Origin of the sequence: Paenibacillus sp. Soil766 (genome assembly GCF_001428105.1) — a bacterium.
In the GTDB taxonomy this organism is placed as follows: Bacteria; Bacillota; Bacilli; order Paenibacillales; family NBRC-103111; genus Paenibacillus_E.
In genome coordinates this window covers 508,627-528,861 of sequence record NZ_LMSJ01000001.1, presented here as the reverse complement: position 1 = coordinate 528,861, position 20,235 = coordinate 508,627, and the positions used below count along the sequence as shown (strand labels likewise).

Sequence of the window (20,235 nt, the reverse complement as noted above, 5' to 3'; positions counted from 1 at the left end):
GATTTGATCTATCATAAGGGACTATTTTATATCTATTTTCCAGCCGGCGGAACCAATTGGGTCGTAACAGCAGAATCCCCCGAAGGGCCATGGAGCAAACCGATCGACTTGAAGGTTGGCTATATCGACCCGGGACATGCGGAAGATCAAGAAGGGAATCGTTTTCTATTTTTGTCCTCAGGATATGTGGTCAAGTTATCAAAGGATGGCYTATCTACCGTAGGAGATTTAAGGAAGGTATACGACGGTTGGAGATATCCCAAGGAATGGTTGACGGAAGGTTTTTATCTGGAATCTCCAAAGCTTACGTTTAAGGATGGATATTACTATAAAACTAGCGCGCAAGGGGGGACTGCCGGACCTGCGACCAGCCACATGATCGTCTCCGCCCGCGCCAGGTCGCTGGAAGGGCCATGGGAAAATTCYCCATATAATCCGATTGTGCGCACGAAGGACCGCAGCGAAACCTGGTGGTCCAAGGGTCACGGGACGCTGGTTGATACGCCCGAAGGGAATTGGTTTGTCGTGTATCATGCTTATGAAAAAGATTATTATACCCTCGGCAGGCAGACGCTGATCGAACCGATTGGGTGGACAGCCGATGGCTGGTACACCTCGGTTGATGCCGAAGGCGGAGCAGTTCCTGAGGTTACTGTAACTGCACAGCCTTCGGATGGAGCTTTGGTGCTTGCGGATTCCGGACGATTGGGGCTTCACTGGCATTTCTTCGGAGGGGAACGTCTTGGTGATTATAGAATAGAAGATAATCGACTGGTACTAAAGGCAGACTCCAAGAAASACGCAGAACCGCTGTTGTGTATTCCTATGCATCATGCTTATACAGCCGAAGTTTCCGTTACGGTGGAAGGCGAGGCAGAAGGCACGCTTGGCTTGTTCTATAAACCGGGTTTTCACTGTGGTATYGGCTTTGACGGCAAGGAGGCGTTTGCTTTCCGAAATGATTATTCGACTGAACATACGCCATTGTCCGGAGAATCCGTAACGCTCCGAATCGTTAATGATCATCATGAGGTAAGCCTGTACTTCCGTGACTTGAAAGGACAGTGGACCAAACTGGACCATGGTTTCGAAATGTCGGGCTTCCATCACAATGTATTGGGTGATTTTCTAAGTCTCCGCATTGCGTTGAACGCAACCGGCGTAGGAAATATCAAATTCAGCGGATTCTCCTATCGGGCTGGTTTTTCGATGGCTTGAAAATGGGAACGAAGAGAGGAAGAATAGATGAAGGCACCTTTATTTCGGGATCCGGTATTTGATGGTGCGGCTGATCCGGTTGTCGNTTCGATGGCTTGAAAATGGGAACGAAGAGAGGAAGAATAGATGAAGGCACCTTTATTTCGGGATCCGGTATTTGATGGTGCGGCTGATCCGGTTGTCGTATAGGCGCAGGAATGGTTATTAGGGAGCTGCTCGACAACGGCTACACGACGGCGGGGGCGCTAGAAACATATTGCGGAGTCTGCCATCCCTTTGCTTAAGGTAGGACTTGCACTGTTCCGAGTCACCTGCAAGAGGACGTTTCTCGAATGGGCGGAACATGCAGCCTGGTATCTGGCCTCATGGCAGTGGCATCATACCGTCGGATATAACGCAGGGACCGCCTTGGGAGACATCGGGTACGATACGTTCGGTAGAACGGCGGTATCCACACAGCACCATCATATTGATCGCGAACGAGCTCTTGCTGCATGGGCGAGCGGAGTACGCATTGTGTTCTCCAAGCGAATTACCGTTGAGGGCATTACGATTGTTGATCCGCCACATTACAGTATTTATCTTGGAAGCTCTGAACATGTGCAGATTCGCAATTTCAAAGCCTTCAGTACCAGGGGATGGTCCGACGGTATTGATATCATGGCATGTTTCAACATTGATATTGAAGATATTTTCATACGAAATTCTGACGATTGCATTGCTGTTTACGGCACTCGTTGGGATTTCTATGGTGATACCAGATATGTAACCGTACGGAATTCAGTGCTGTGGGCCGATGTAGCGCATCCCATCATAATGGGAACCCATGGCGACCACCATAAGGATGGAGACACGATCGAGCATATCCGTTTTGAGAATATAGATATTTTGGAGCATCATGAACTTTATACGCTCAATATTAATGCTGAGATGAACTACTGGCCTGCAGAATGCCGAAGAAGATCAGGATTACGCAAGATGGCGAAGTAATTACTTTTTCTCAAGTGGGGAACGGCTGTATCGGGTTCGATGTTGAAAGCGGGAAGCGTTACGTCGTATCGACCGTCTGAAAGAGTTGAGAGGTTGAAGTGGAAAATGTCCGATCACAAAAATGTGCTGGTTACCTGTTCGTTTATTTTTACCGATGATGGCATAGGCGGCGGGGAGAGATCTACTTAGCTTTAAGCGAATGGAACAATCCGCTGCATTGGCAGGAGCTGAATGGCGGCAAGCCCGTTCTTACTTCTCAATTAGGGGAAAAAGGAGTACGCGATCTGTTCATCGTAAGTCGCCCAAAGGGGACAAGTTCTTCTTACTGAGGACGGATCTCTAGGCGCATGAAGATGGAAATTGGCAGCGTACGAAGGAAGCCGCTCCGTCCTGATATGGGAATCGAACGATTTGATTCATTGGTCAGAGCAAAGGATGGTAGAAGTTGCGCCCCTGGAGGCGGGCTGGGTCTGAACGCCGGAAGCGATCTACGACGCCGATTCGGAGCAATATTTGGTATTTTGGGTAATGTCATCAAGCAAAACTTGACGCAGAGGTTGTTCGTAAAAGTATTGAAGAAACGGTCCAAAAGGCAATGAAGTGGGGGAGCCGAGATCTAGGTTATGCCTTATACGAATGAAAGGGTTGCCGAAAAGGGGAGCCTGAAAGTATATATGATTTACATGTAAGAGTCGATTTTGTCATGGTTGCGGGAAGAAGTATACAGATGAGTGGACGGAGAAGCAAGTTGAACGGATTGCTGCCGACTATTCTTGTGTCAGTCGTATCAACGAGCGGTTAGGCAATTGAGCGACTCGTATTAATAGGCCAGCCAGTGGTATCTGGCTGGCCTATTTTAATGGAGCTGTTTTTTATTTGTAATGAATGGATCGGAATTCGCCCGGGGTCATACCCTCCATCTCCATGAAGATTTTATTGAAATAGCTTACGCTGGGGTAGCCTGAGTTGATTGCGATCTCTTTGATTTGAATACCCGGATCGCCCAGCAGCAATTGCTTGCTCTTTTGGATCCGGCATTTCGTGATATAAGTGAGTGGCGTCATTTTCGTTACCTTTTTGAACAGACTGCAGAAATAATTCGGCGTTAGGTTCGCTTTGTTTGCCCACTCTTCAAGGTTAAATGGAAGATGAGCGTTCTCATGCATCATCGGAAGCAGTTGAATGATTCGGTCAATGTTGTGCGTACCCCTATTATTGGAAAAAGGTATGGCATTGCACATAAATTCAACAATCACAGCATAGGTCAGGGCGGAAATTTTGGCAGGTCGCAAAAAGTTGTTTACTTCTACTTCATCTAGCAGTTCCAGCCAGGCTTGCTCTAGCGGTCCGTTCTCTTTCATATACCAGAGGGACGTTTCGTGAAAGCCTCTCTCCAGCATAAAGTTCGCCAAGGCGCTTCCGTTAAATTGTATCCAGTAAATCTCCCAGCGGTCATCTTCCGATGTGTAGTAGCGCATTTTCTGAAATGGCGTGTGAAGGAAGACATCTCCTTGTTTTAAGTCATAGACGGTCCCGTTCAATTCCAGATATCCCTTACCGCCTACCACGAAATGCAAGCTGAAATCTCTAACCCCCGATTCGCGATTGACATTATGATCAATGGGCTTGGTATTTTTCCCGACCGAGTGCGGAAAACAAAGAAAGTTATATTCTTCGAAAGCAGGCAGCATATAGAGGCGGTACATCGAACCACTCCCATGTAATTTGGTTATAGTCATAAATTCATGCTAACTATATCAATAATACAGGAAAATAAGCCGGATAGGGAATCGGGAAATCGCGATACTAATCGTAATTTTATTATATCTAATATAATATTATGCTATTTTTCTTTTGAATGAAGTGCATTATAATAAACAAAGAAAGTAATTTTGTTTTATATAAAGGGGATTTGCGAAACATGTCCATCAAGAAATTGCAAGACGCCGAGCTTGCCTCCATGTTGAAAAGCAGTGTTCAGCTGAAAAGCCGGGACGGCGTTGAGGCACCGTGGCTTAACCTGAGCGATGAGGATAAGGAATGGTGGCGGGATGCCAAGCTCGGCTTTTTTTTCCACTGGGGACTTTACTCCATAGTTGGTCGCGGTGAATGGGCCATGTTCAACGAGAAAATTCCCGCTGACGAATATGCGAAGCTGGCCGATCAGTTTCGACCACAGAAATTTAATGCAGAAGACTGGGCGAACCTGGCTCAAGAAGCAGGTATGCGATATTCGGTCATGGTAACTCGCCATCATGACGGCTTTGCTATGTGGGACAGTCCAGGAAGCTACGGACAATTCCATAGCGCGAATACCGGCGCCAAACGCGACTTTGTTAAAGAATATACCGATGCCTTTCGTAAGGCAGGGCTTCGTACCGGTTTGTATTATTCACCTATGGACTGGAGGTTTCCCGGCTATTTCAAACCAAAGGAGCTGGCTGAAAATGCGGCTTTGATGAAACGGCAAACTTATGAGCAGCTGCAAGAGCTTACCACGCGATATGGAACGATTGATATTCTCTGGTATGATGGTGGCTGGTTGGCGCATTCCGGAACGGATGCCGATGCGGCCTGGTTCTGGGAGCCGGTCCGATTAAACGAGATGGTAAGGAGCAATCAGCCGAAATGCGTCATTAATCCGCGGTCCGGCTGGATCGGCGATTTTCAATGCGATGAAGGTCCTCACGAGATTAATGGGGACATTGTTCCTGTCGATTGGGAAAAATGTTTCACCATCGCTTATCATTGGTCCTATGATGCTGAAGAACGGGTATTGCCGTTAGAACAAATAATCAAATTAATGATCGATTGTTTTGTCCGCGGCGGCAATGTACTGCTCAATGTTGCTCCAGATCCGGAAGGGGAAATACCTGCAAGCCAAGTTGAGCGTTTAAAGCAAATCGGTGCCTTCATGAGGAAAAACGGCGAAGCCATTTACGGGACCCGGGGGGGGCCGCTCGAGCCGGTAGACCATATTTATGGTATGACCTGCAAGGGAAACCATCTATATTTGCATGTTCAAAATATGCCAGTTTTTGATAACATGTCTTTACCGGCGCTTCCGCAGAAAATTGTACGTTGCCAATTGCTGGACGGCACCCCGGTTCCTTTCGAACAAAATGAGAAAGAGATTTCCATCAAAGTACCTAAGGAAAAATGGGAGCCGCTTGATACTGTCATCAAGCTGGTTGTGGAAACGGGAGGTTGAAACGATGTCTTCTGGAGAAGAGTATTCCGGATACCTGATTGTTTACTTTACCGGTGATCGCTTGCTAAATTCAGTACGTGATACCGCCCAATATCATCCCTTAAAACTTTCTTTCCATTCCATGATTGTAAGATAGAACAAGAGAGATCAGGTGGACATTAGGTGGACAAGCTGGAATGATCGGCGCGGCTGCATATGCGAACAGTAAGATGCCTTCATATGCTTATTTATATGGAGTTGTTACGCTCGGAAAGCAATAGTTCAACTTCGAAAGGGCTGCCGGGAGGCAGCTCTTTGTTCCGTTAGCGGGCATTTTTGTAGAGGGAAGTTACGTTGCTTCGTGTTCATATCGTCAAAAAATTCGACAATACGGGGGAAGATTTGGAAGATTTGATCTCCATTGGAACGATCGGCCTGATCAAAGCGATTGAATCCTTCTCGCCGAATAAGGGCACGAAGCTGGCGACATTTGCTGCACGTTGTATCGAGAACGAGATTCTGATGCATTTGCGCTCCTTGAAGAAAACGCGGAAAGATGTATCCTTGCATGACCCCATTGGAACGGACAAAGAGGGGAATGAGATTACGTTGATTGACATCCTCGGCAGTGAAGCTGACGATGTTGTGGATGCAGTACAGTTGAAAATTGAGAAGTCGAAGATATATAAAAATTTAGAGATTTTGGACGACCGCGAGAAGGAAGTTGTTGTCGGTCGGTTTGGTTTGGAGCTTGGCGGCGAAGAGCGGACACAGCGGGAGATCGCGAAGGAACTGGGGATTTCACGTTCGTATGTGTCGCGGATTGAGAAGCGGGCGCTCATGAAGCTATATCATGAATTTTATAAGGCGAAGCGGTAAAAGAAATGAATTCATCTGAATAAGTACACATTGAATTGAATCGTATTCTTCATTTATTTGGCTTCAAATAATGGGGGGCGAAGACAATGACAGCCTTAATTCAAATTGAGCATGTTAGCAAATTTTATCACATGGGCGGGGAGACAATCCGCGCCCTTGACGACATTTCGTTAGACATCGCACAAGGTGAGTTTGTCGCTATTATGGGACCTTCGGGGTCTGGAAAGTCCACGCTGATGAATATCATCGGCTGTTTGGACATTTCAGACGAAGGTCTGTATATACTTGATGGGAAGCAGATTCATTCGCTGAAAGACTCACAACTGGCCGAAATTCGTAATCGGAAGATCGGGTTTGTTTTCCAGAGCTTTAACCTTCTGCCGAGGTTAAACGCATATGAGAATGTGGAGTTGCCTTTAATTTATCGTGGACTATCGAGAAAACAGCGGGATCCGCTGGTGCTCCAGGCATTGGAAGCGGTTGATCTGCTGGATCGTCGGAAGCATTTTCCTTCCGAGCTGTCTGGTGGCCAGCAGCAACGTGTGGCGATTGCGCGGACGTTGGCTGGTGATCCACCTATTATCTTGGCGGATGAGCCAACGGGGGCGTTGGATTCCAAGACTGGTGTGGAAATCATGGACATTTTCAGGCGGTTGAATGAGCAGGGCAGGACGATTATTGTGATTACGCATGATCGGCAGGTTGCGGAGCAGGCGAAGCGGGTTGTACGGTTTCGAGATGGGAGACTGGTGCATTGAGTACGGAATGCATTAGTAAAATTTAAACATGAGAATTGATATTACGCAGTAAACCCGTTCAAATTGCACGGGTTTATTCTTGATGTATAAATGTATCATACGAAAAAGTCAGGTGAAAATCGTGTGATGATGATCTTCATGATCAAGGAAATAACATTATCGTTGATCAAGGAAAATAAAGATCGTTGGTGGAAAATAAAGTGTGTTAGTGGAAAATAGAGTTCGTTAGTGACTTTTTACTAATGTAAACAATGGGTTCAGATCAGAGGGGGTTTGTTTGCTTGTGCCAAACGAGTAGTGGGTGATCCGCTAAACTAACGTAAGAACTTTAACTCAATGATCGTTAGAGGAGTATTACTGCAGTTGGAAACCTCAACAGTCGCGGCCGCTGCTCCTTGTTTTTATTAACCCCGAAGGGAAGTTTATTTAAATTCAGGTTAGATATTGTAGGTTCATCTTTTATTGGGCAATATATTCCAAAGCCAAGAACTTTGGAAAAGGTGATTACATGAGTTGGGTTGTAATAGTCGTTACAATTTTAATTAGTTACTCAATTGTAATTTTCATGAATAAACGACTAACTTTATCTTAGATATATGGGACAGTCATATTTGGTCAATTTTTATCAACGCTTACAGATACATTTGCCAGCACAAGTCTTAAAGCTTGGGGATTTTATGAAATAGATAAAGTTGAATTTAAGGCTTTATGGATTATTATTGGTATTTATCCTGCTTTCGTGGCAATGATTATAAATTGGTTTTCTTATACCGCTAGATGGTGGAAGAAAATTCTATATCTTATAGCCTGGTCTAAGTTTTCAACCAGTTATGAGTGGTTGACTTTAAAGCTAGGTATCATGTGGCATTTGAATTGGAGTTTATTTCGTTCCTTCTTGTTGTATACATTTATTTATTATTTGTTAATTATCCACGTTAGAATTTATAAACGGCTTCGTACGTTGAACTATAACGGAATCGATAGCTTCATAACAAGATCTAAAACAGGCTACCGTTGATAAATTTTGCAGCCTATTCCGCCAACGTACAGATTAGCGCGGCAGGTGTACGGGCAAAATTAACATGATGTAAAAAATTCTCCTATGATCGAGGCGAAAAAATATGAATGATCAATTACATGAGATACAACAAAATGCAGCGCATTTCGAACTCGAAAGATGGTTAACTAGTGGTGTTTTTACCTGGCAATGGTGGTTCATGTTTATTTTACTTATTATTCCATGGGTAATTATATTGAAGGTAATTGATCGCAAAAGAGCTCACTCTATTTGGTTCTTTGGACTCATGGTACTAATTATCACTTCCTTTACAGACGATCTTGGTGCAGAAATCGGTACTTGGGTATATCCTGTTAAGTTAGTCCCCTACTCTCTTATTGGGTTTCCTTTTGACTTTTCTGTAGTTCCGGTTGCACAGATGTTGATTTTTCAATACTTCAAAACATGGAACACCTTCTCCGTTGCATTATTATTTCAAGCCCTTATTTTTTCATTTATTGGGGAGCCGTTTTCAGTTTGGGCTGGAGTTATTTCTTATTATGATTGGACCTACGCATATTCTTTCCTTTTCTATATTTTCACGGGCACATTGACTAGAGTATTCGTTAATTACTGGACACCAAAAAACTAAAAATTTAGCCTATGGGATCGCTGGAAGGGATTCTCATGCAGTAAGGATACGGTCGCCTCGTACGCTTCCTCAGTATGATTTAATTTCCTCACGCAAGCTCTTGCGTTCGCAGGATTTAATCCCCTTTGAATTCGGAAGTAGAATGAAGTTAGTCTTGGTTTGTTATGACAATTCTTTTATAAAGGACATATGATTAAAATTAGAATATAAGTTATACAATAATGTCCTATCTATGTATCAACTACATAGTTTGCCTCGATTACATCAAGGCTTGCCTGCATCATAAGTAATTTGAATCTTATTTGTACGAAGAAAGGCCAGCAAACCCATGGTTTGCTAGCTTCTTGCAATTTTAAATTTATTTGTCTTCCCACCCAACAACGCAAATAAATAGCGAGGAATTGTTCTTCTACACGGATCAAGTATTCGCTACTCTAAGCGGCGCGTTTGTTAATATCTTGAAAATTTATCTATTCATAATCCGTGTCTATCCCTAGAATCTATATGAATGTCCTGTAATGAAAATGGGGTGACTTTGATGTAAGAATTTGCTGTTCGAGGCAATCAAGGTTGTTTTATAAGCATCACTTTAGATGAGGTGTTCGGCTTTCCGAATATGAAAAGCCAAGCATTTTGTTGGCTATGAATATAAGGTAACCACCAACAAAAAATTATGCGGGACAGGGGAATGAAAGATGGGAAGGAATTTAGAAGGGTGTTTAAGGTGGCGAAGCTTAGAAGATAACGGCAACTGTGTGAATATTTAGAAGAACAAAATCGTCACATGAGGATATCCTATTAAAGGTTGATATGAAAAATGAGTTTGCAATTAAAGGAGAAGAATTTAAAATTGATCCTAGTCAGCTGTTATTTGATGGTTTTAAAAATATAGTGCGAAGCTTTGATGTTTTGATGTAAAGATAATTATAATAAATGATCAAGACAATTAGGAATGAGGTCTTGGTCATTTTTATGTCTGAATTTTTAGGTTGAAGATAGAGAAGTTTATTTAAAATAAAAAACAATATTAACGAACTTTATTTTCCACATTTACTTCGGTAATCACTGAAAAAGTCCGTTGAGTAACAAACTTATTATTAGTTTTTTGTATGAAATTGATTTCTCGGGCGCCACAAAAATATTAATAGTTCAAATGAGAGGCACTACGAAGGATCGACATCCTTTGTGGTGCCTTTCGGTTGAATAGATGCTGGATGCTATTAAATGCAATAATTGATGAATTTGTTAGTAGCATGAACCAATAATTTATACTTTTAATAGTATTTTTTTTGCACTGAGACATGTTAAATTCATGTTGCGCCATGAAATAGAGGAGGAGTGTCATGAATACCGTTGAAGAAAAGAGATCGCTAAGTCTGGGGAGAAAAGCGGCAAAATCTAAGGAGTGGAGCTGGAAAAAAAATAGGGATCTAACGTTAATGGTACTCCCAGCTATTATCATACTGATACTTTTTAATTATGTGCCCATGGGCGGAATCGTGCTAGCCTTTAAAAATTATCGAGTGGATCAAGGGATATTTGGCAGTGAATGGTCAGGATTTAAAAACTTTGCTTTTTTCTTTCAATCCCAGGATGCATTTAGAATTACAAGAAACACCGTTGGACTTAACCTCTTATTTATCTTTACGGTTATGGTTGGTGCCATGTACTTTGCTATCATGCTTAGTGAAATTACGAAGAAAAAGTGGTTGAAACTTTATCAAACATCGATGTTTATACCTTATTTTCTTTCAATGCCGGTAGTTGCACTTTTGGTTATGGCGTTTCTTGATGTGAAATTAGGTATGGTGAATTCACTATTCGAGCAGATGCACATCAAGCCCGTTCAATGGTATGGTGATCCGAAGCTTTGGCCAGTGCTGCTAACACTTATCAACTTTTGGAAGGCGATAGGATATAACACATTAATCCTTTATGCTGCTTTGATGGGTTTAGATAAAAGTTATTATGAGGCTGCTGAAATTGATGGAGCAACCAGATGGCAAGTTCGATTTCGTATTACATTGCCTCTATTAACTCCAATTGTAACCATTATGATTATTTTGCAATTAGGCCACGTATTTTATGCCGATTTCGGATTATTCTACTTGGTTACGCAGGATACAGGGGTGCTATATCCGACGACTGATGTTATTGATACTTATGTATTTCGTTCTTTGCGAGTCGTTGGCGATATCGGCATGGCCTCAGCGGTCGGTTTGTACCAGGCTGTCATTGGATTCATGCTTGTCATTGGGATAAACTGGATTGTGCGTAAATTCAATCCAGACAATGCATTGTTTTAGAAAGGGTGGAGTCAAGTGATTCGTATAGCTAAGCGAAGCGAAAGTCAGTGGGGGATGCACCTGGTTCTACTGTTGTTTACCGCAGCGTGCATATTTCCTTTATTGTTAATGTTCTCGATTTCCATTTCGGATGACAAAGCAATCTATTCTGTTGGTTATTCCATTTGGCCCAGTAAAACTTCATTCGCCGCGTACACTTATATTTTTCAAGAACCTTCCTTGATTCTGAAAGCTTACGGCGTATCATCCATTGTTACGTTTGGGGGAGGTTTGCTATCGATTATTATTTTGATCTTGGTGGCGTTTCCTTTGTCTAGAAGCGACTTTGCCTATCGAAAACCAGTTAACTTCCTCGTGTTTTTTACGATGCTGTTTAATGGTGGGTTGATCCCTACCTATATCGTTGTTACCCAAGTGTACGGTTTAAAGGACTCTTTATGGGCACTAATCCTACCCTATCTGGTTCTCCCATGGTATGTTCTTTTGCTGCGGACCTTTTTCTCAGCTATTCCCAAAGAATTAATCGAAGCTTCTCAAATCGATGGGTGTTCGGAAAATCGATTACTCTGGAGAATCATTGTTCCAATCTCTAAGCCGGCGATAGCTACCGTAGGTCTTCTATGCATATTACGATATTGGAATGACTGGTATTTGAGCTTGTTGTATATGGATAATCCGAACTATCAACCACTTCAATTGCTGTTAAGAACGATGATCAATAATATATTGTCCCTATCTCAAGATTTCGCTCTTGGCGGTACGGCAGACTTCCCAACAGAATCTGCACGAATGGCGATGGCAATTATTGCAGCTGGTCCGATGTTGTTTATCTTCCTGTTTTTTCAGAGATACTTTGTTTCAGGCTTGACGGTAGGCGCAATTAAAGGTTAGGCTTTTACCTTCCAAGGTGTAAGCATAGATGAAATGATAAGATAAAGGGAGGATTCACAATGAGAAAGATGAGAAGGACATTAGTGCAAGCTTTTACAGTTATTACAGCTATCGCCATGTTGTCAGCTTGTTCCAGTAACAGCACTGCCCCGTCCGGAAAAGATCCAGAAGTGGGTAAGAAAGAAGAACTTGTGAAACTGAAGTGGGTGGTAAGATCTGCTCCCCAGAAAGATCTGCCGGCAGTACAGGAAGCAATAAACAACATTATTCGTCCGAAAATTAATACAGAAGTGGATATTCAATTCATTGACCCAGGCGCACCGTATGATCAAAAGGTGAATACGATGATTGCTGCCAACGATGACTTTGATATTCTATTTACAGGCGCTTCTCCTGCATTTGGCGATTTTTATGGGCAGGTAACCAAAGGCGCATTGCAGCCGATTACCGATCTAGTGAAAAAATATGCTCCCAAAACCTATGCAAGTATCCCAGAAGGGTTCTGGAAATCCGTAACGGTTAATAATCAAATCTATGCGATCCCTAACTATCAAATTGTAGCAAGGCAGCATTCCATCGTTGCTGAGAAGAGGCTGTTGGATAAATACAGTTTTGACTTGAATAGTGTTAAAAAGCTAGAAGATCTCACTCCGTTCCTTGCGAAAGTTCACGATGGAGAGGGGAAACAAGTTACGCCATTCGGAATGGATAAGAACGGATATTTCGCATCGTCTTCGGCTAACTTGTACACAATCAGCGGTCTGGATACTGTCGGCAGCTTGAATACTGTAGGCGCTGTACGCATTGACGATGTTTCTTTGAAAGTAATCAATCAGTTTGAGCAGCCTGAATTCAAACAATACGTGACATTAATGCACAGTTGGTTTGAAAAGGGATACATTAACCAGGATGCCACTACGTTGGCAAACATACTGCCTGCTCTCAAAACGGGTAATGTTGCCACCTTCTTCAATAACACAAAGCCGGGCGGACTTGTCGATACGAAAGTAAACTTCGGTAACGTTGATGTTGTCGAGAAAATCATCGACACGCCGATCGTCACGAATGATAACGTTGCTTCGACGCTGCAAGCCATTAGCAAAAACAGTAAACATCCAGATAAAGCTATTCAATTCTTGGAGTTAATGAATACGGATAAAGAAATTTATAACCTAATCTGTTTCGGAATTGAAAATAAGCATTACAAGAAAACAGGCGACAATCGCATCGAGCAAATTCTTAACAGCGGCTATGCGCCAAACCGCTCGTGGACATTCGGTAATCAATTCAATGCCTATTTGCTTCCTGCCCAACCGGATAACGTTTGGCAAGAAACCATAGATTTGAATAAAAATTCGAAGCAATCGAAAATGCTGGGCTTTGTATTTAACACCGAACCAGTTAAATCCGAAATTGCTCAATGCCAATCTGTAATGGATGAGTATCGTCCGGCTCTGGAAAGCGGCTTCGTAGAACCGGAGAAAATGCTTCCTGAGTTCCTTGCTAAACTGAAAACAGCTGGCGCAGACAAAATCATTGTAGAGAAGCAGAAGCAATTAGACGCTTGGAAAGCAACTAATAAGTAAAACAAAGCAATAGCCCGGTGAGCCATTGGTTCACCGGGTATCATTCGTGATTGGAGAAATGCAGGATTATGACAATCAACAAAAAAGTATTGAATAATCAAATCTTTTGAGTGACCCCTGTATGTGCGACATGTACTTTAAAGTTCACTACGTGCGAAGGGTCCTTTTCTATCTTGAGTGTGGGATTGATACTCAAGGGGTTACGTGTTAAATTCATTGAATATGGATTGCTTTGTTTATGGGATCGATGCGACAGATTGGTGGTGTGATCAACATTAAAGTACCTTTTCTTTCAAAACTTCGTTATCGTTCTTTGGCGAAAATATTTACTTTGATATCGATTTTGATTATTTTTATGGTCATTTTGCTATCGAATTTGTTATACAAAGATTTTCGAAATGAAGGTTTAAAAATGACTTATCAGAATAATCAACAAGTACTTGAACAACTAAGCTATAACATCGATTCTATGAATGATTCGATCAAAATTTTTATGCTAACGCTTTTCCAAGATGCTGATAATCAATTACTCATGTATAATCATCAAACAGATGTTGAAAATTTCAATTTTTTGTTGCAAAGAGCTTTTAATAGATTGCAGAAAACGGTCGCTAGCAATTCGATGATTTCCTCTGCCGCGATATATAATAGGTCCGCAAACATTTTTTATACAACGCATGGCTGGAAAACGTTAGATTCGGACGAAGTATGGAAAAAGGCCATTTTTGATAAATTGAATGATGTGCCACTGCTAACTCCAGTTCCGGTTATATTGAACGATGAATTATCAGATTCCGGACGTGAAGTGTTTACCTATATTTTATATGATACAAAAGGATCGGATGGGAAGGCTGAAGGTGCTTTGATTGTCAATGTGAAGACGGATTGGTTACGAAACAATCTGATGAAATATGGCGGAGATAAAGGCCGGTTATATATTCTTGATGACCAGAATCGGATTATACTTGATAGCGATCAACAAAAAACGATGTATACACCATTTGATGCACGATATTTATCAAACATTGACAGAAATTCTAAAACTGGAAGCAGCTTGATTAGTGGCAACCAGGTTGCAACTTTTTTTCCCATTCAACGAACCAATTGGCTCATGGTAACAGAAGCCCCGTATGAAACTGAATTTGCACCTCTTCGTCAAATGAGGGAAAAGACATTACTGTATACGTCAATCTGTTTGTTGGGAGGGCTGTTGGTTGCCTTTTACTTAGCCAAAAATATTTACTCTCCATTCGGAAATTTAGTTAATAAAGTTAGAGAAAACTTACTTGATCGCCTGCCCGATGCAGCGTCCCAAAAAGAATCTGATTTGCTCGCCTCTGCATTCGATTATAGTATGAGAACAATCGGCGACTTCGATAGATATAAGATGTCGACTTACGATATTTTGGAAGAGAACCGATTAAAATCCTTATTAATGGACGATAAGACGTTAGATATCAACTCGGGCACTGAAACCAAGCATGTCCCCTTTTTAATGATTGTCTTTAAGCCGGATCAAGAGCTCTACTACCAGGAGTTGAAAGAAGAAGAAAAGCGGTTATTTTATTTTTCTATAACCAATATTGCAGATGATGTTCTAGCGGAGATTTCAAAATTCAAAAAGACTGCTATGGGGAATGGGACGTTCGTCTATCTCATGGAGAGCGATCAGGGTGTTGCGAACTATAGAGATCCTACCCATTTGGAGCCAATACGAAAGGTGCAAGCTCTAATAGGTAGGATCATTCCAGGTATCACCTTATCTGCTGCCGTAAGTTCTATTATTGGTGAAGGTGAACCTCTGTATCAAGTCTATAAAAATACGAGCTCGCTGTTTGATTACCGGATTTTTTACGGGACAAGCTGTTTGCTTCAGCAGGCTATGGTCATTACCAGATTAAATCGTACGGATTTAGATGTACCGTTGGAACGAACGGAAAAGCTTATTGAAGCTATTAAATCAGGCAATTCCTTAGAAGCGGAGAAAATCTTTGAAGATATATTTGATTGGATTTCCCAGGGAGACTGCAACCAGCTTTACGCTTTACTCACAAGACTCGTATTTTTGATATATCGTGAAATCCAACATATGAATGCTCATTTAATCGAACCGATTGAGTTCAAATTTAATTCCTTCTGTTATGAAATTGTTAATCTGACAACCTTGGAAGATATACATGAACAGTTCACTAAGTTATTCCACCGAATGATAGAAAAAACAACGATTCAAACGGCCAAAAAACATAATTACTTGGTGAACTCGATCGTTGATTACATCCATATGGAGTTTTGCAGTGAGGATTTGAGTTTAAAAAAAATTGCATCTGAATTCAAGATGTCGCCACTCTACGTGGGGCAAATATTTAAAGATAACATGGACAAATCTGTCATTGATTATGTGCATCAATTACGATTGGACAGAGTCTGTGAAAGGCTCCGAACAACAGATGATAGTATCAAAAACATATTGGTAGATGTTGGGTACACGAATGAAACCAATTTCTATAAATTGTTCAAAAAGCATTTCGGGATTACCCCCAATGAGTACAGGCAGAATCTGACCATATTAAATAAAAAGTAATAGGACGGATAATTTCAAAAATTTACGTAGCCCCTAGCATATAGCCTGGGGTTTTTGGCAATTTCAAAAGAAAGCGCTGTCTTTCTTGGCTGTTGATATGAAGTAATCCCAAAGGAGCATCTTGCTATATACGGATGCGAAAACGGATGAATAAGGATTGAAACAGAATTCGTCAATAATCAGAGAAAATCATGTATTTGTTAGTAGATATAGTGACTTATTCCTGCTAACTTGTATACAGGTTAACCAGCAGGTTCACCTAAATACAAATTTAAAGGAGGATATTTTTATGATGAACCAAGTGTTAAGGAGGAGAATTACCCGTTCGATCTTGAAATGCTTCTTGACGATGACGATGGCTGCTACCGCGCTAACCATCGTTCCCATGCCAAAAGCAAGTGCGACTACACAGGCAACTTATTATGTATCACCTTCCGGAAATGATAGCAATGCCGGAACCTTATCTGCGCCGTTCAAGACCATCCAAAAGGTTAAAGATATCGTAAATACTATTCGTGGCGACATGACTGGCGATATCAATGTTTATCTTCGGGGAGGTACGTACGAGCAGTCGTCAACTATTGCCTTTACAGATAACGATGGAGGCTCAAACGGTTACTATATTAATTATATGGCTTATGGCAGCGAAAAGCCTGTTATCAGCGGTGGTAAGCGTATCACAGGATGGACACAGGTATCGGGACAAAATTATTATGCTGCGGACGTTCCGTTGTCGGCGGGTTACACGGATTATTTCAGACAGTTATATGTAAACGGTGTCAGAGCTTACCGAGCCAGCGGTCCTTGGGTGAAAGGAATCTCTTTTTACGATAGTCCCTATGCGACCGATACGACAATTGATGGGATCAACTTCTCACCGCTAACGGTCAAGATCTATTCTAACCCTACTGATGTTCGATTACTGCATCTGAATTCGTTCAAAGTCGATGAGTGGCCTGTCATAAATGTGGGGGTAAATGGCGACTATCACACAGTAAGGGCTGCACAGCCCCATTTTCAAATTCGTGCGGAACGAGGATATATGTCTGCCACAGACAAGTATATGATTATTAATGCTTTTGAGGAATTGGATACACCTGGAGAATGGTACTTGAACAGAGTTACTCGGAAAATCTACTATTATCCTTACAGCAATGAAAATATGAGTACCGCCGAAGTATATGCACCTGCTATCGCTTCGGATCAGTTAGTGAAGTTTGAGGGCAGCTCTACATCGAACTTGGTGCAAAATATCCGACTTCAGGGAATCACGTTCGAACACGGTAACTGGTTGTTTCCTAAAGATTATTTCATAGGGGGCTCCCAGGCGGAAGCCTTATATTCATCGAGTGGTGTAAATCCTAGTTTCACTTACGGCGACCAAGTCCCCGGCAACATTTCACTAAATCACACAAGCGGCATCCAATTCATTGGGGATACCATTCGCCATATGGGTGCTTCCGGCATACATTTGTATAACGACGCGTCTGATACTCTGATCCAAGGCAATATATTTTATGACCTGACGGGAGCAGGTGTCGAGATTGGCAGATTCCTGGGAACTTATATGGATGATGATATTCCCGGAGAAGCCCCTGTCAAGGACAACACGATTACCAATAATGTAATCCGTGATACTGGTCGCGACTTTATGGCCGCTACCGGAATTAGCATCATGCCAGCGCAAAGGACAACCATCACTCATAACGACATTAATAATACAGCCTATATGGGGATTCATTCCAGAATGCAGGTACTTGGCAACTTTACCACCAATGATGTCGATGTAAGCCAGGATATTGGTCAGTCTTATATCGCCTCCAATAAGATTGGTCAATCCAATTGGGCTAAATTATACGGGGTTAATGATAATGCCTCTATTTACAATTTCGGACCATCAAAAGGCACTCAAATTATTGGCAATTACGTTACGAATGCATCATCTGCGGATGCCGGTATTTATAACGATGATAACAGCTATCAGATCACTTGGAAAGAAAATGTAATTTTGAAGGGACTTAACCTTTCTCCGAGGTCCGTGGATCCTAGCACGATTCTATTTGATTCCAATTACGGGAATTCATCCAAGCCGTCTTCCAGCAACGCTGTAGTTACAAACTATACAAAACTTACAAGCACAGATATAAGTACTTGGCCGCAAGCGGCAAAGGATATTGCTAATCAAGCAGGATTGGAATCAGCTTACGCCGGGCTATTAAATCAAGTACCTGCGACTCCGGACTACGGTTACTTAAATTCCAACTTTAAGTCGGATAGTTTGGCGAATAGCAGCACTAAGGCGGCTGATAGTGGTGGATGGAGCAACCTCGACAGAATGTGGGACAGCACGATTGCTACAGGCGAAGCTCAGAATGAAGCCAACGAATCCTGGGTTCAATTTAATCTTGGCGGTGACTTCGATCATTATGTTTTTAGATTTACAGAAGATGAATATGGTGCCTATCAAGTAACGGAGTGGAAAGTTCAGCGATGGAGCGCCAGTCAAAATGCATGGATCGACATCATGCCCTACCAAGTTTCGAACACGAATCTGGAGCAAAGATATACACCCATTTCCTCATTAGCTACAACCAATCTCCGATTATATGTAAGAAATACTGCATCCGGAGGGAAAATTGGTATGCAGGAATTTATTGTCACGGGCATACCAAAAATCCCGCCGGTGACAACCAACGATGCCCCGCAGGGCTGGGTCAATCATGATGTAGCTGTACATCTGAAGGCAACCGACAGCGGATCCGGCATTGCAGCCACGTTTTATACGATGGACGGCGGCGCTCAGCAGAAGAGTACGAGCGTGAATATTACGGAGGAAGGCATCCATCCGCTATATTATTGGAGCGTGGATAACGCTGGCAGAGTGGAAGCAGGTCATACGGTATCCGTCAAGATCGACAAGACGGCTCCGGTGACGACGGTTGCTGTCTCACCTGATCAGCAGGTCGGGCTGAATGGGTGGTATGTGCATGCTGTAACGGTAAACTTTAACGTATATGACAATCTCTCGGGTGTGGCTAGGACGGAGTACAGCCTGGATGGTGGCAGCACATGGCTGGCCTACACGGCGCCAGTCACGCTCAGTCAGGACGGCAATTATACGGTGAGCTACCGTTCGACGGATAACGCCGGCAATGTGGAAGTGATAAAAACTATTGGCTTCAATCTGGATGAAACTACACCGACGATAACGGTATCCGGTCTTGTGTACGGAACGTACAGCGATTCCATGGATATTACGCCGATCTTTACGCTAGGCGATAACTTGTCCGGAGTTGACAGCAGCAAGACGACGGTCACGGTAAGTACGCATGGCGTAAAGCAAACCGTGCAGCAAGGATCTGCCATCCCGATGTATTCGCTGTCGCTTGGGTCGCACACGCTGATAGTAACGGTAAGCGACCTAGCAGGGAATACGGGCAGCCAAACGGTAGAGTTCCAGACTACGACAAGTATCCAATCCCTGCAAGCCTTGGTAACACGCTTTACGAATTCCGGATGGATCAATAATGCAGGTATCGCTAATAGCTTACAACGCAAATTGGCCGTGAACGCTTTGGCCGATTTCGTAAATGAAGTGCAGGCGCAAAGCGGTAAGCATATCTCTGTGCAAGCCGGAGGCTACCTGTTTCGGGATGCCCAATACTTGTTGTCCAACAAGTAAGGGGAAAAATAAATAAATGCTAGTGTCAATGAGATGTGATAAAAAGTAATAGAACGGATAATTTGCAAAATATACTTATCCCCTAGCGTATAGCCTGGGGTTTTTTGTAATTTTCCGAAAACGGATGAATAAGGATTGAAGCCAGAATTCGTCAACAATCAGAGAAAACCATGTATTTGTTAGTAGATATAGTGACTTATTCCTGCTAACTTGTATATGTACGAGCACCCGTAAACCATTGCCTTGCAGTCTCTTGTTGACACAATATGTTGAAATAGAGTGAGGGCTTACATCCATTCTTTCTTGTTATCCCGGTAAATATCGGGCCGTATACCGCTATGAATCGGTCCTTTGACGTGAAATGCTAATCGGTCAAATCTTGTTTATTGAGATTTTATGGCGATTTATATATGTTATGGGTAAGCGGAATGGAACGCCAAACTCGGGAGGTGACAAATGAACAATATACATACCGCACAAAAATCCGGTATCCATTCACCATTAT

At 42.5% G+C, this 20,235-nt stretch carries 12 protein-coding genes and 2 pseudogenes; 13 read left to right on the top strand and 1 reads right to left on the bottom strand.

Annotated features, from left to right (window positions below; all coding sequences use genetic code 11):
• The 4 genes and pseudogenes from ASG89_RS01830 to ASG89_RS38530 all read left to right on the top strand — a co-directional run.
• Positions 1 to 1,218 (top strand): family 43 glycosylhydrolase (locus tag ASG89_RS01830; protein WP_157276482.1); only part of this gene is annotated, 1,218 nt, incomplete at its 5' end.
• Between the two features lie 276 nt (positions 1,219 to 1,494).
• Positions 1,495 to 2,208: a glycosyl hydrolase family 28 protein gene (locus ASG89_RS37080; protein ID WP_057308582.1), complete on the top strand. Its 714-nt coding sequence runs from the start codon at positions 1,495 to 1,497 to the stop codon at positions 2,206 to 2,208.
• A 347-nt stretch (positions 2,209 to 2,555) separates the two neighbouring features.
• Entirely contained in the window at positions 2,556 to 2,807 is a 252-nt protein-coding gene (locus ASG89_RS37370) for a hypothetical protein (protein WP_057308581.1), read from the top strand.
• Between the two features lie 91 nt (positions 2,808 to 2,898).
• A pseudogene (locus ASG89_RS38530) lies at positions 2,899 to 3,018 on the top strand (hypothetical protein); the annotation flags it as partial.
• 62 nt (positions 3,019 to 3,080) lie between these two features.
• On the opposite strand, the gene ASG89_RS01815 reads toward ASG89_RS38530, so the two are convergent.
• Positions 3,081 to 3,914, bottom strand: coding sequence for an AraC family transcriptional regulator (locus ASG89_RS01815; RefSeq protein ID WP_057308580.1), 834 nt, complete (start codon positions 3,912 to 3,914; stop codon positions 3,081 to 3,083).
• Between the two features lie 215 nt (positions 3,915 to 4,129).
• Between ASG89_RS01815 and ASG89_RS01810 the strand changes: the two genes are divergently transcribed.
• The 9 genes and pseudogenes from ASG89_RS01810 (at position 4,130) to ASG89_RS01770 (ending at position 19,730) form a co-directional block, all read left to right on the top strand.
• Positions 4,130 to 5,419 (top strand): alpha-L-fucosidase, encoded by a 1,290-nt coding sequence (locus tag ASG89_RS01810; RefSeq protein ID WP_057308579.1) that lies wholly within the window; start codon positions 4,130 to 4,132, stop codon positions 5,417 to 5,419.
• Between the two features lie 336 nt (positions 5,420 to 5,755).
• Positions 5,756 to 6,277, top strand: a pseudogene (sigK, locus tag ASG89_RS01805) (RNA polymerase sporulation sigma factor SigK); the annotation flags it as partial.
• An 86-nt stretch (positions 6,278 to 6,363) separates the two neighbouring features.
• The gene (locus tag ASG89_RS01800) at positions 6,364 to 7,035 is read left to right on the top strand and encodes an ABC transporter ATP-binding protein (RefSeq protein ID WP_057308578.1); all 672 of its coding nucleotides are present in this window, start codon (positions 6,364 to 6,366) and stop codon (positions 7,033 to 7,035) included.
• Between the two features lie 1,121 nt (positions 7,036 to 8,156).
• A complete protein-coding gene (locus ASG89_RS01795; RefSeq protein ID WP_057308577.1) occupies positions 8,157 to 8,684 on the top strand; it encodes a CBO0543 family protein in 528 nt (175 codons plus the stop codon).
• 1,343 nt (positions 8,685 to 10,027) lie between these two features.
• Entirely contained in the window at positions 10,028 to 10,990 is a 963-nt protein-coding gene (locus ASG89_RS01790; protein WP_057308576.1) for an ABC transporter permease, read from the top strand.
• A gap of 15 nt (positions 10,991 to 11,005) precedes the next feature.
• Positions 11,006 to 11,881, top strand: coding sequence for a carbohydrate ABC transporter permease (locus tag ASG89_RS01785; RefSeq protein ID WP_057308575.1), 876 nt, complete (start codon positions 11,006 to 11,008; stop codon positions 11,879 to 11,881).
• 59 nt (positions 11,882 to 11,940) lie between these two features.
• Positions 11,941 to 13,467 carry an ABC transporter substrate-binding protein gene (locus tag ASG89_RS01780; RefSeq protein ID WP_057308574.1) on the top strand — a complete coding sequence of 509 codons (1,527 nt, stop codon included), beginning with the start codon at positions 11,941 to 11,943 and terminating at the stop codon, positions 13,465 to 13,467.
• 238 nt (positions 13,468 to 13,705) lie between these two features.
• Complete coding sequence (locus ASG89_RS01775; RefSeq protein ID WP_057308573.1) at positions 13,706 to 16,048, top strand: AraC family transcriptional regulator; 2,343 nt, start codon at positions 13,706 to 13,708, stop codon at positions 16,046 to 16,048.
• Between the two features lie 289 nt (positions 16,049 to 16,337).
• Complete coding sequence (locus tag ASG89_RS01770; protein WP_057308572.1) at positions 16,338 to 19,730, top strand: OmpL47-type beta-barrel domain-containing protein; 3,393 nt, start codon at positions 16,338 to 16,340, stop codon at positions 19,728 to 19,730.
• Positions 19,731 to 20,235: the final 505 nt, after the last annotated feature.